This window comes from Brachyspira sp. (genome assembly GCF_050873525.1).
Classification (GTDB): Bacteria; Spirochaetota; Brachyspiria; order Brachyspirales; family Brachyspiraceae; genus Brachyspira.
This window is the reverse complement of sequence record NZ_JBNMIZ010000042.1, coordinates 1-14,519: the sequence shown is the minus strand read 5'-3', so window position 1 is coordinate 14,519 and position 14,519 is coordinate 1. Positions and strand designations below refer to the sequence as shown.

The following is a 14,519-nucleotide window of genomic DNA, read 5'->3' as shown; positions in this document are numbered from 1 at the left end:
AAATAATAATATGTCAACTTTATTATCGTAATAAAAAAATATTTAGTTATAATTTTTTAAATTTTAATCCGTTCTTCTTAAGAAAATCATGCTTATATCGTCAGGCAAAGAATTATTTGAAAAGTCTTTTAACTCTTTTATCATATTTTCTTTTATTATATTAATATTTTTATGCATATTTTTTAAGAAAATGGATTTTAATTTTTCGTCTCCGAACATTTTATTATTGTCGTTAAATATTTCGTAAGCGCCGTCCGTAAATAAAAGCAAAGTGTCGTTATGGGCGAGTTTTATGCTTGTTTCGGTATATTGACTGTCTTCCGTCATTCCAACCAAAGGACCTTCAATATCCAAAAAATCAATCTTATTAAAAAAATTTGAATAATATAAAGGTTTGGGCGAACCTCCAGAAGAACATAGAAAATATCCCGTTTCGTTATTGTAAACAGCGTAAAATACCGAAGCGAATAAACTTTTATCAAAACCTTCGTCTATAAAAAATTTATTAAGTTCTTTAATAAACGCCGATGGAGAAGTATTTTTTGAATCGATAATTGCATGAGTGTCGAAAAAAGATTTTATTAATATCGTAAGCATACTTGCCGCAACTCCATGCCCAGAAACATCTGCAAGCAAAATCGCATAACATCCATCGTTTATCGCTTTTATACCGCTATAATCTCCCGATACTTCGTTTGGAGCATAATGATAAACCGCTATATCGTTTTTAGGAATCGAAGCGTTTCCATAAGAAAGAATGCTTTTTTGCAATTTTGAAGCGTATTCGATGTCTTTTTTTAGAATATCCATATACATTATATTCGATTCTACCGCTTTTTTTAATCTTATATACGATTTCATTTTTAATAAAAAAATATCTATATCGATTGATTTTTGAAAGAATCCGTCCGCTCCGCACTCGAACGATTTTATACATTCCGCTTTATTGTCGTTTGCCGTCATAAAAAGTATAACTGTATTATTTATAAGATTGTCTGCGCTTACATGTTCCGCCAATCTGAAAGCTCCGCCGAAAGGAAGCATATAATCGACAATAATACAATCGGGAATTTTTTCATGAGCCAAATTAACCGCGTCCTCGTAAGAAACGGCAATATAACATAAATATCCGTCTTTTTTTAAGGCGTTTTGTATGAATTTCGCATAATCTATATTTGAATCGACTATTAAAATTTTTTCCGTTAAAATATTATTTCTCATAATTTATAAAATATTTTTAATCGCAAATTATTTAAATTATTAATGAACATATCTTCTCGCTTCTACATTAAATATAAGTCCTATCGACATTGAAAAAGTCAAAATAGAAGAACCTCCGCTGCTTACGAATGGCAAAGTGAGTCCCGTAATCGGCATCATTCCAACAACCATTCCTATATTGATTATAACATGGCATAAAAACATCGCTATGACTCCGACAACTATTAAAGCTCCGAGTCTGTCTTTCGCTAAATAAGCCACAGTTATTCCTCTGACAAATATAACTCCGTAGGCTAAAACTACTAAAGCGCTTCCGACAAATCCCCATTCTTCGCATATATTTGAAAAAATAAAATCGTTTACCTGCTGGGGAATAAAATTTAATTGAGACTGACTTCCGTTTAAAAATCCTTCTCCGAATAATCCTCCGCTTCCAACGGCTATTAAAGACTGAATTATATTATAGCCCGAACTTAATCGCGTTAATTGAGGATTCATAAATACCAAAAGCCTTTCTTTTTGATAAGTTTTTAATCCTATATCGAATACCAAAGCGGCGCACATACTCAAAAATAAAACGAAAAACATAAACGATACCGATTCTATATATTTATTGCTCATATAAAAATTAATCGTTAAAAGCAAAACGGCTATGAATAATAATACTCCCGCAAGATAGCCTATATAAATTCTTTGAGATAAAAAATTAAAAAGAACATTATTTATATCGTCCGACATTCTTTTATATTCCAAAAACATAGGAATCGAAAGCCCGATAATTCCTATACTCATTAAAGCCAAAATATATCTTATCGGAACTCCGCCGACAAAAAGCATGACGAAAACTATAAAACAGTAAACCAAAACCGTTCCCAAATCTGGCTGCATCAAAACTAGAGCGATTGGAATCACAATAAATAAACCTGCCAATGCAAAATATTTTTCTTCTTTTATTTTATCTCCTATTTGGTCCAAATATCCCGCCAAAAATATTATCATTACCAATTTTCCAAATTCCGAAGGCTGCATTCCAAAAAGCCAACTGCTGCTTCCGTTAATCGTAGTTCCGACATTTGGAATCAAAACTAAAATCAAAAGCGCAATCATTGGAATATATAAAGACATTCTATGCTCGGCTAATTTTGTATAATTTATAAACATCGTTATGCACATTATAACCAAGCCCGTTACCGAAAAGAATAGATATTTCAAAAAAAGCCAACTCATTCTGCTCGCTTCCGCCGAATATGTCGAAGAATAAACGGCGACTCCGCCCGCTATCATTAAAAATATTATCGCGAGTAATATTCTGAAATCGAATATAAAGAATCTTTTTATTTCTTTTTTTTCATTCATATTTTATCCTATCGTCCGTATTTCTTTTCTTTTTAGAATTGTCTTCGTCAGCGTTATTATCGTTATTTTCTCCGTTTTCCGCCGCTTCGGCTGCAGCTTGTTCTCTTGCAATTCTAAGCTGTTCGTAAATACTTTGCATTCTATAATAGATGGAATTTCTAACTTCGAGAGCGTTTTCTCCCGATAATATCGAACGCAGCATTGCCGTAGCGATTGGTCCCGCCGTGCTTCCTCCTCCGCCTCCGCTATGTTCCAACATAACGGTAACGGCTACCATATCGTCAGTGGGTCTTTGATTATAAGGTCCGAAAATCGTAATCCAAGTATGGTCCCTACCTTGCGCATTTTGAGCGGTTGAAGTTTTAGCCGCCAATTTCACATAAGGTGACCAAGCTCCGTTTCTTGCAGTTCCGCCCGCGACTGCCATTCTCATTCCTTCTTTAACTACGGTAAATACATTTTGAGGAATATCCAATTTTTTAATTACCACTTTATCGTTATTGTATATAACTTCGTCCGTTTGCGAACTTCTTATTTCTTTAACTACATGCGGACGATACATGACGCCATCGTTTATAATCGCCGAAGTAGCCATGTGAACCGCTATTGGAGTTGCGGACATATAACCCTGCCCGATAACATATTGCAAAGTGTCTCCGTCCCACCAATATTCACCAATTCTTCTTCTCTTCCAATCAGCGCTCGGAACTACTCCGATTTTTTCTCCGGGCAAATCTATTCCCGTAGGAGTTCCAAACCCAAACATTTCCGCGTATTTTTTTATAAAATTTGGTCCAAGTTCGTAAGCCAAAGTATAAAAATAAGTATTGCAGGAATATTGAATTCCTCTATACATATTTACATAACCATGCTGTCCTGTGCATCTGTAAAATCTGTTTTCAAGCAACATACCGCCGCCGCAGAATCTTGTAGTATTTGCCGTGAGTCTTCCTTCCGCAAGCGAACCAGCCGCAGATATTAATTTGAAAGTGGAACCTGGAGGATATCTTCCTCTTATAGCTTTATTCCAAAAAGGATTCGCTGGATTATTTATAAGTTCGGCGTATTTTTCTCTGTCGATTTTTCCTATAAATATATTCGGGTCATACCAAGGTGCGCTTACCATAGCGATAATCTCTCCCGTTGTCGGACGCGATACTATTATCGTTCCAACTTGTCCGTAAAGTAAATCTTCGGCGTCTTTTTGAATTTTTGAATCGATGCTTAAAATTAGTTTTTTTCCGGGAATCGGTCTTCCAACCGCGGGGCTTATCGTTTCTTTTACTCTATTTCTCGAGTCTACTATCCACTGAACATATCCGTCAATTCCTCTAAGTTCTTTATCGTAAAACTGTTCGACTCCTTCCTTTCCAATCATGCTGTTTCTTCTGTAGCCTTCGATTCTTTTGCTTTCAAATTCTTCTTGAGAGATATTTCCTATATAGCCCAATATATGCGTCATTGTCTCGCCGAGCGGATAATTTCTAACTGATTTGCTTCCATAATAAACTCCGGGAAATTCTTCGGCGCGTTCGGCTAAATAGCTGATTTGTTCCATCGTGATATTATCCGTTATTTCGATTGACTCGTAACTGTTTTTTGGAACTTTATCCAAAGCTGATTTTATAATTTGTAAATCTATATTGAATACTTTTGCAACTCTATATAAAAGTTCTTCTCTTTCAAAATAATTTTTAGGCAAATAGGTTGGAATCATATACATAACATAAACTTTAATATTTTCCGCAACCATAACTCCGTTTCTGTCGTATATTTCGCCTCTATGAGCTTCAATCGGGATTATCTGCTCTTTATTATTTCTCGATAAACCGCTGTAATATCTATTCTTTATTATTTGCAAATAAAATAATCTTATTATAAGAACGGAAACAACGAAAATAGAAACGAAAAGAATAACCAAAAGTTTTCTTCTATATCTAAAATCTTCACCAACAAATTTTTTATCTTTATTTAATTCTATTTCAAACAAATCCATCAAATTTATCCTCTATTTAAGAATGTATTTTTAAGAATAATCTAAAATTATATTACAAAAAATACTTTTATCAATACTATAAATAACGGTATTATACAAATTAAATTAAAAATTTTTTATTAGAATTTTTAGATTAAAATTTTCTTTTTAAAATTATCGCTTTATGCGGACATAATTCCTGACAGCAATAGCAGGTTATACATTTATCGTAATAATATTCTGGCGGAGAGGATTTTCCTTTTTTATTGAAATTAAGCGCGAGCGGAGTGACGGGACAAACCTTAACGCAAACGCCACATTTCACGCATTTATCATATTCTATCACGGGCTTCGGTATCATTATAGAAAATAATCTTTTTATTATTTTAAATCTACTCAACTTCATTAAACTTCTTCCGATTCCTATTCTTTTATGCGGTTTCTTAAAATCGTTTACTTTAAGGCTTTCAATATCGTCTCCGATTATTTCAATATTTTCTTTATTTGAAAAACCGAGTTTGAATCCCATTTTTATTGTTGGAATAGAATTATAATCGAAAGATATTATTTGAGAGGCGACATAATCCAAAGCTACCGCATCGGACGACAATAATAAAACATTCAACTTTCTCGGGTTTCCGCTTCTCGGACCGTTTCCTTCCATCGCCATTATTCCGTCCATTATATATAATTTCGGATTAATCAATTTATTCAAATCCAAAAGCATAGTTGAAAAATCGTCAAAATCTGGAAGTTTCAAATGATATTCAGCTTTTCTAAATCCCGGGACGCATCCGAATTGATTTTTTACCGCTCCCGTCATAACGGTTAAAGCATGAGATTTTAATTTTGGCAAACTTATTATCGTATCGGCTTCGGTAATCGGTTTCGCTATAGTAAAACTTTTTTCTTTTATTCCTTCGTTAAAACTTATTCCGATTGGTTCGTCAAAATCGGCGTATTCAATTTTAAGTCTTTCGGCAACTTCGCTTATTCCCGATTTTTGAGCGACAGAAATTCCTTTTCCAATTCCCGGCGAATCTCCGTAAGAAATTTTTTTTATATTTATATTTTTTTCTTTAGATTTTTCCTGCAAGATTGAAATTACTGCCTCAAAAACTATCGGATGAGTCGTGACGGATTTTTCGGAAGATTCTGCGGCAAGTAAATTCGGTTTAAGTAAAATTTTATCTCCGTCTTTTATAAATAAATCGATTCCGCCAAGCAAATCGATTCCTCTGTTTATAGCGTTTTTTACTTTTGTCAAATCGTAGCTATCGCATTTTATTAACGCGACTTTTATCGCATCTTTATTCATGAAAATTCCTCATAATTTATCGTTTTTATAAAATTTAAATCTATTTTCTTTATAACGAATCGAAATATCTTTTTGAAAAGAATTTTTAAACAAAGAAAATCTAATATAATTATATCTGAATTTTACTTTTGAATAATATTCTTTAATCGAATTAGCTTCTATCAAATCTATAAATTCTTTTGAAAAATATTTATAATTTTCTTTATCAATATTTTTTACGACTTTATTTAAAGTGTTTTTTAGAATTTCAAAAACTTTTCGTTCGTCTTCGATATTAAAATTTTTCGTTCTAAAAGCAAGAAAAGCTTCCTGCTCAATATATTTTGCAAACGATAAAGATTGATTTTCCCAAAAATTATATTCGTTATAAAAATCTTCCAAAATTTCAAACCATTTTTTTATCGCCGACAATAATATTTTAGGCTCTTTAACCGCCCTTTGAGAATCCTGCCCCGCTCTTTTAATATAATGATAATGCGCGTTATACTCGAAACTTATATTTTTAGCGAACATTAAAAGTTTATGCGAAAATATTCCATCCTCGCCGGGCTGAACATTCAAAGGATAACGAACGGTTTTATTTTCATCCAGTATTTTTTTTCTTATAAACATAGCACAAGTCGGAAGCGCCGAATGATAACCGCAATTTTTATTTATTCTTTTATCCAAATTCCAAAAACTGCTTAAAACAACCAAATCGCTATCGTTTTCTTTCGCGTTATTATAAAATCTCTCAAAAAAATCTTTATCTATATAATCGTCTCCGTCTATACAAAATAAATATTCGCCTCTCGCTTTTTCTATTCCATCGTTTCTTGCGGCGGAAACCCCTTCATTTTTTTTATCGATTATAATTATTCTTTCGTCTTTTTTTTGATATTCTTTTAATATGTGAATCGAATCGTCCGTAGAACCGTCATTTATGCAAATTATTTCCAAGTCTTTAAATGTTTGATTAATGACGCTTTCCAAACAATTTCTTAAATATTGCGCCACATTGTAAATCGGTATAATAACTGTTATCATTTTATAGATTATACTAGATATTGGAAGTTTGTCAAAAGTTATATTTTATAATTAATCCTCACAAGCTTCAAATCCGCCGATATCATAAACAAACATGGCAAAAGTATTAAAGTCAAAAGAGACGCGAATAAAAGTCCGTAAGCCATAGCCATAACTATCGGAACTATCAAATCCGCTCTTCCGCCAATTCCGTAAACAGTTGGAAGAAGTCCGAATATAGTCGTAATCGTGGTTAAAAATATCGCTCTAAATCTTTCGCTCGCTCCTTCGACTATCGCGTCAAATACATCGTCTTTATTTTTTATATTTCCGCTTTCAAGTATTCTATTAATTAAATCTACCATTATTATTCCGTTATTTACTACAACGCCCGCAAGTCCGACTATTCCGATTCCGCCGACAAAAGACATTGGCATTCTATGAATTGCAAAAGCCAAAATTACTCCGATTATTCCGAAAGGTATTATTCCGAGTATCATTAAAGGCTGAACAAATTTATTGAATTGAAGCAGAAGAACGACATAAATTGCAATTATGGCAAATAAATATCCCCAAGCAAGTCCGACTATAGAACCGCTCGTTTCCTTAACCTCTCCCGAAAAATTAACGCTTATTGAAGGATAATCTTTCGATATTGAACTAAAATAGTTTCTCATATTATACATTATATTCAAAGCCGTATTTTCTCCCTGAACTATATCCGCCGTCATCGTTATAGATTTTTTGCCGTTATAATGCATTATGCTCGATTTATTATTCGTAATATCTATTGTAGCGACATCTTTCAAATAAATTAATCTTCCGTAAGTATTTGGAATAAGCAGATTATATAAAGTGTTCGTATCGTAAGTATATGCGCTGTCCAATCTAACTCTAAAATTCAATCTATTGTCAAAGCGCTGAATCGAAGTAGCGACTATTCCCGCATAAGCCGCTCTCAATTCTCTTGCCGCGTAAGCGACATTTAAACCTAATTCCGCCATTTTATCGTAATCGAATATTATTCTTAATTCTTCCTCACCTATTTTATCGTCATCGTCATAATTTATTATTCCGCCGAGCGATAATAATTTTTCTTTCATTTTATTTTTTACTTCTTGAGCCGCTAAAGTGTCGTTTCCAATTATTTTTATATCAACCGCTTTACCGGGATTTATAACAAGTTTCGTATTAACAGTTATAAGTTCCAAATCGTTTTTAATTTCGCTTTTTTCTATCGCCAAATTTAAATCGTCCACTATATCGAAAGCCGTTTTCTTTCTATTATTTGCTGGGACTAAATATATCATAGTTCCCGCCAAATTATTCAATTCTTCGGATATATCCGCCTGATTCTTATCGAGCTGTTTTCCGACTAAACTGTAAACGGCAATTAAATCTTTATTATCAATCGTTTCATAAATTATATTTTCAATTTTAGATAAATATTCTTTAGTTTTATGTATAGAGCTTCCGATTCCAGAGTTTATATTTATTACTATCACATCGGCGCTTGTGTCGTAAATTAAAGTAAATTTTGAAAATATTGATTTTGAAATAATTATGGAAAATATTAAAAGCGCTATAAAAAATATTATTACCAAATATCTTATTTTCATCATGAAAATTAATAAATTTTTAAAAGGAATTTTCAATACATTAAATAATTTATCTTTATCGAAATCGAGCGGATTTTTAAATCTTTTTTTATTTTTATCGTTATCGTTATTTATATTTGTTATTCCTTTCAATTCCGATTTTGTTATTAAATTATTCGGAAGCAGAAGAACCGCTTGAAATATGCTCGTAATTAAAGCGACTATTACGACTTTCGGATACTGATTGATTAATCTTCCCATCGTTCCCGACACGAATATCATTGGGACGAAAGCCGCAACGGTAGTTAAAGTGGAAACGAGCATAGGCATAAAAACTTCGCCAACCGCGTTTTTTGTCGCCTCCAAACCTCTGAATCCTCTTTGATGATAATTAAAAATATTTTCCGAAACTACAATCGAATTATCGACAATCATGCCGAGAACGGTTATTATTCCCGCCAAAGATATGGTATTAAAAGTTATTCCAGAATATTCCATATAAATCATAGAAACCGCCGTCACAATTACCATTCCGAGAGATGTAAAAATTGCGCTTTTAAAATCCAAAAATATAAGCAGAATTGCAAATATTATTATAAATCCTCCGACAATATTTGAACTCACTGCATTTAAAAGGTCGTTTATTGTCCTCGAATTATTTCCCATTACGGATATTTCTATATTTTCTGGAATAATCTTTTTATTTTCTTCTAAAAATTTATTCACATTATTTATTGTTCTTATTATATCGGCGTCTTCTTTTTTGATTATATTAATCGAATAGCCGTCCGTTTTATTTACTCTCATAAATACATTTTTGTCGGCAAAAATTTCTTTTACTTCCGCAATATCCGATATTCTCACTGGATTTCCGTTGAATATCGAGCGAACTATAAGATTTGTAATCGATAAAGGATTTTCAAACTGTCCCATTGTCACAAGAAGTTTATTTTTATAATCTATACTTTCGGTTTCCGCTGGTTTCATACTTCCGCTTGTCGAACGAATATTCCTTAAAGACAAAGCCTCTATTATTTCGCTTAATGAAATATAATATTCTCTCAATTTCTGCGGATTTGCAATTATCTGAATTTCTGGGTCCGTTCTTCCGTAAACTTCAATATTTGCAACTCCGTCTACATATTTTAATTCTTTTTCCAATGTTTTTGAAATATCGTAAAGCTCTTTTTCGTATCCTTCCATTCCTTCTTTAAAATGTATTCCCAAATTATATATTGGCATTTTATTTGCATTGGCTTCTGTAATTTTTATCTCTTCCACATCTTTTGAAATATTTTGAACATTTTGAAGTTTTCTAAATATTTCGTCTTTCACTGGACGAGAATCTTTAAGTTCCATATCTATTCTTATTGTGATTATTCCCGCATTTTCAATTATAAGAGAGTAAAATTCGTCTATTCCCGCTATCGTTTGAAGTTCGTCTTCGATTGGAATAATGGCGTTCTGTTCGACATCTTCTGGCGATGCTCCGGGATAAATTACTTGAACGAGCATAACATCGAAATCGGTTGACGGAAAAGCCTCTTTCTTTATATTAATCGAAGCCTGCACTCCGATGCATAAAGTAATTATAATTATTACATTAACCAATAATCTGTTTTTAGCAAATATTTCAATTATTTTATTCATTTTCTATTCCTCTTTTTTATCAAATTTTTTATTAACATTTATTTATTTAAAAATATTTTTAATCATTTTAGCAAAACTAAAGAATTATAATCCATAACCGTAGCGATTATAGAATATTCCAAATTCAAAAGTTCTCCTCTCGCCTTTGATAGTTCGAGCCGCGTATTTATAATTTCGTCTATCGGAAGTCTGCCCTGTTTAAACTTTTCGTTTTGAGTATTGATTCTTGAAGCTATGGCGTTTATTTCCCGCTTTTTATTTTCTATCATTTTTTTATAAGATTGAAATTCGTCAAAATATATTCCAATTTGAACTTCAAAATCTCTATTCGCTCTATCGTAATCCGCCGAAACTGCATTTAACGAAGCATAGGCGTCCATCATTTTTGCCTTTGCATCTCGCCCGCCGATTGGATAAGAAAACATAAGCCCGACAAAATAATTCAAATTAGTCATACTCGCAAAAGAATTAAAATATCCGCTGTCGTCCAAACCCGAAAGCGAAACATTTCCGACTATCGACAAATCGGGCATAGAATTATTTTTTATAATTGTCATTCCGTATTCGGCTCTTAATTTTAATTGATAAGCCATCTGTCCTTGAACGCTATCTAAAAACGAAACTGAATTAATTTCTGAATTTATAGAATCGTTAAGAGTTTGATTCCAGTCGTTATCGTTTGGAATAATATTTTCTTCTGGTATAAAAAATTGAATATTTCTTAAAACTCTCTTCAATAAAATTTCCGCTTCGTCTTTTGCCTCGCCGTATTTTATAGTTTGTCGAACTGCATTTTGATAAGCGTCATTATCAATGAGTCCGTTTTTATATCTGTTGAAGGCTTGATTTTCAAAATTCCTCGATTCTTTTATCATCTCGTCATAAAAATCGATTAATTTTTTTGCCATTATCCATTGATAATAAAGTTTTCGGTAAGAGCTTAAAACGGCGTTATCGTCTATCATTCTTTTTAATTTTGCAACGGTTAATTGATATTCGGCGTCTTTAATCGGATATTTGTCGAGCTTTCCGAAAAAATCTCTCAAAATCGGCTGAGCGATTTCTATTTTTATACTCGGAGAATAATATTTAAAATTATTAGTTCCAAAATTTAACGGAGGCATATTTGGAAGTAAAGATATATTCCCGCTTTTAAAATCTCCAAAATAACCGTCATGTCGAATTTCCACATTCCATCTCGTGCCAGAATATGGAATCAATCCGCTAAATCCCGCGCCAACTCTGAAACCGTTATAATGAAAATCCGATTCGGGCAAGATGCTATATTGATTAAAATGATTTTGCATTCCAATCGCTCCCGCCTGCAAATCGAATTTAACATCTCCGCTGCTTTTTGCTTTAATCAAATTATTATAAGCGTTGCTCTCTGCCGAAGCCGTTAATTTCATTTCGGGAATGAGAGATTCTATTTTTCCAATATATTCGCTATAATTTAAAATCGTTCCGTTACTTTGAGAAAAAAGATAAAACGAAAAACCGAAAGCGATTAATAAAACCGTTATTATTTTTCTTATTATATTTTTTATCATGAAGTCACCTATTTAATAAAAGTTATAATTATTTTAATATTTTATTTAATAATTGGAATTACAATTAAAGCCAAATTGTAGTTTATACTACAGTAAATATAAAATGTAGTTATTTTTTATAAAATTAAAGCGAACCCCATGCTTTCGCATGAGGTTCTAAAGATTATATTTTAATGAAGGGGGAGTTAACCCTTTGGAGAGAGAAAGCTTAAAAAATGAAAAAGATTTAAACATAATTGCTATTCTTTTTAATAAAATCAAAATTTCCTCTTACTTTTTTTATGTAAAAAAAGTAAGCAAAAAAACATTTCTTTTTTTGTCGCCCTGCGCGCCTTTGGCGAAAAAAAGAAAACAAGGCTAAAGCCCGCAGAAGCGAAAAACAACTCCGTTTAGAATTCAAAATCCGTTAATAAAAACATTTTCGCTAATTCGGAAAGTCCCTCATTACAAGTAATATTAAGTAAATTTACAATCAAATATTTTTTTAATTAATCATCGCGGACGCCAAATAATAAGCGTTTCCATCCAGTCGCTTTTAAATGGGACGCCGCGATGAGAATACCAATATATGAAAGAAATTTAGATTATCCGCAAGCCTAAATTCTTTTAATCGCTCTGCGCACCTTCGGTGAAAGTAATCACGCCGAAGGCGGGCAGTCGCCAAATTTCCTCTTACTTTTTATTTTAAAGTAAGCAAATTCCTTCGTTCTTTTTTGATGCCAAAAAAGAACCAAAAAACCACTTCTTTTTTTGTCAAAAAAAGAAGCAAAAAAACAATTACAGTCGGATTACAAAGTCCATTTGTAAAAAACTTTCGCAGTATTTGGAAAGCTCGTCATTGCGAGGCTTTGCCGAAGCAATCTATTTAGTGTGGATTGCTTCGCTTTCTTACGAAAGCTCGCCCACGCTGTGCGCCTCGCTTCGCTCGGCGATGACAATTATTTTTTATTAATCCTTGATTTTTTATTTTTGCTCACTCTGTGTGGATTGCCACGCATTCACGCTGTGTGCCTACGGCAACGGCTCGCAATGACAAACGAATATTTTTTTTATTACTCCTTTTAAACTTTATTATCAAATTAAATTTTATTATCAAATTAATTGTTTACAAAATAAAAGCTGATTTGTCCGCCGATGTCGAAAGCGCTTAAAATATTTTTGCTAAATCTACTATCTATTGCATGCGGTCCGAAATCATAGCCTGCATATAAGCCGATTCCCAATGCCATTTCATCGCCAAATAAAAATAAATAATCGAAAGTTGCTTTGACATACGGAATATAAGGGCTTTTTAACTGAACATTATTCTCGCCGTAGTTTTTAATTTTTTCGACTCCGTTTACGACTATTTTTACTCCGCCGCCGATTCCGATAAAAAATGAAGCGACATTAAACTTTGGAAGCAAGCCCAAATTTATTGTGTCGAAATAATAAATCGTTGAGACGGTTTCGTATTGAGAGTCGGCAATTTTTTTATTTTGACTGTAGGAAAAAACCTCTCGTTTATAGCCGAAATCCAAAGCGATGGAAAATCCCATGAAGTCGTTAAAGCCTCTATAAAATCCCGGCGTTATTCCGACTCCGAATTCAAAAGCGGATTTGCCCGAAAATATTCCGTCATTTTTGTCGGCATCCGCATTGTGAGTTTGATTCTTTTGAGAGATTGAAGCTCCCAAAGGAACAACCAAGCCGATTCCAACATTGAAATTATTTGCAAATAGATTTGGAATGCAAACCGAAGAAATTAAAAAAGCCGTAATTAATATTTTTAATATTTTGTTCATTGTAATATCCTTTTTTTATTTATTTTTTATTTATTAAAATTAATTTTAAAATCTTATAGTCACTCCGACACGCGGGAAAAATGCGATTTTCAAAGAAGTGACAAATTTAACAATGTCCGATTTCGGAATATCATTCCAAGCGGGAAGATAGGAATTAATATCAAGCAAACCGCTGCCGAAAAATCCCACGCCTTCTTTTGCATTATTATAAACGCCTTCCATCGAAGACTTAAAATAAAAGCCAATTTCAAGTAAAGAAAAATCAATGTATGGCTTAACTCTCCAATTTTTATTTGGGAATAAATCTATATTCCAGCCCAATTCGTAGGAAATGTAGAAAGTCGGGGAAACGGTTTTTCGCTCGGTTTTGACTCCAGTGACGCCGTTTAAGGTTTCGATATTGTAAACCACAGTCTCGAGTCCAAGTCGGAAAGTATTTACCGTTTTATGAGTTTTACCCGAAATAATTTTTAATCCCAAATGAATCGGAATATAAACGAAAGAAGATTTAAAATAAGTGTCGCTGCCAACCGCGCCCGCGTATTCTTTTTTGTCGGGGTCGAAGGCTTCCAATAAATCGCCGACTTTATTTTGAGGGACGGATAGAGAATAGGAAACCGACTGAACGCCGATTCCCAATTCGATACCGATGACGCGGTTTAATAAAATCGTGTAGGAAATATTTGGGATATACCAGAAGCCGCCTTTTAAGTCGATATAGTCGAAATATTTTGAATATTCGCTGATGTCGATTTGAGCCAAGCCCGAAAAAGTTTTGACATTTCTAAAAAGATTTTTAACTAAAGTGGGAAAAATTACGGAGTAGCTCGGGATTAAATTTACGCTAAATAACTGCCGTTCTTTTGAAAACTCACGCGATAAAATTTTGTTGGTGGAAAAATCGCCCGCGAAGAATTTATCCATGTTGGTTTGCGGGGATGCGTGCATGTAAAAAATCAAGGCGATTATTAGGGAGTATAAAGTTAGTTTATAAAATTTCATGTTTTTCCTTTTAATCTTTTCTTACTTTTTTAAAGTAAGTCAAAAGTTCCGTTCTTTTTT

Annotated in this window: 9 protein-coding genes; all 9 read right to left on the bottom strand. The window is 33.0% G+C overall.

The features are described 5' to 3' along the window. Positions 1-63: 63 nt before the first annotated feature. The 9 genes from ACR0QS_RS04625 to ACR0QS_RS04585 all read right to left on the bottom strand — a co-directional run bounded on the left by ACR0QS_RS04625 (position 64) and on the right by ACR0QS_RS04585 (position 14,405). Positions 64-1,221, bottom strand: coding sequence for a SpoIIE family protein phosphatase (locus ACR0QS_RS04625; RefSeq protein WP_432632274.1), 1,158 nt, complete (start codon positions 1,219-1,221; stop codon positions 64-66). Positions 1,222-1,260: 39 nt separating this feature from the next. Further along, on the bottom strand, positions 1,261-2,577 hold the full coding sequence (locus tag ACR0QS_RS04620; RefSeq protein WP_432632273.1) for an FtsW/RodA/SpoVE family cell cycle protein: 1,317 nt from the start codon (positions 2,575-2,577) through the stop codon (positions 1,261-1,263). Further along, on the bottom strand, positions 2,570-4,573 hold the full coding sequence (gene mrdA / locus ACR0QS_RS04615) for a penicillin-binding protein 2 (RefSeq protein WP_432632272.1): 2,004 nt from the start codon (positions 4,571-4,573) through the stop codon (positions 2,570-2,572). Before mrdA ends, ACR0QS_RS04620 begins: the two co-directional genes overlap by 8 nt. 133 nt (positions 4,574-4,706) lie before the next feature. Next, entirely contained in the window at positions 4,707-5,870 is a 1,164-nt protein-coding gene (locus tag ACR0QS_RS04610; protein ID WP_432632271.1) for a DUF362 domain-containing protein, read from the bottom strand. Between the two features lie 9 nt (positions 5,871-5,879). Beyond that, on the bottom strand, positions 5,880-6,896 hold the full coding sequence (locus ACR0QS_RS04605; protein ID WP_432632270.1) for a glycosyltransferase family 2 protein: 1,017 nt from the start codon (positions 6,894-6,896) through the stop codon (positions 5,880-5,882). A 38-nt stretch (positions 6,897-6,934) separates the two neighbouring features. Then, positions 6,935-10,123 (bottom strand): efflux RND transporter permease subunit, encoded by a 3,189-nt coding sequence (locus tag ACR0QS_RS04600; RefSeq protein ID WP_432632269.1) that lies wholly within the window; start codon positions 10,121-10,123, stop codon positions 6,935-6,937. Between the two features lie 62 nt (positions 10,124-10,185). After that, entirely contained in the window at positions 10,186-11,673 is a 1,488-nt protein-coding gene (locus ACR0QS_RS04595; RefSeq protein ID WP_432632268.1) for a TolC family protein, read from the bottom strand. A 1,097-nt stretch (positions 11,674-12,770) separates the two neighbouring features. Next, positions 12,771-13,457, bottom strand: a complete 687-nt coding sequence (locus tag ACR0QS_RS04590; RefSeq protein WP_432632267.1) for a hypothetical protein — start codon at positions 13,455-13,457, stop codon at positions 12,771-12,773. A gap of 45 nt (positions 13,458-13,502) precedes the next feature. After that, positions 13,503-14,405 carry a hypothetical protein gene (locus ACR0QS_RS04585; protein WP_432632266.1) on the bottom strand — a complete coding sequence of 301 codons (903 nt, stop codon included), beginning with the start codon at positions 14,403-14,405 and terminating at the stop codon, positions 13,503-13,505. Between the last annotated feature and the right edge of the window lie 114 nt (positions 14,406-14,519).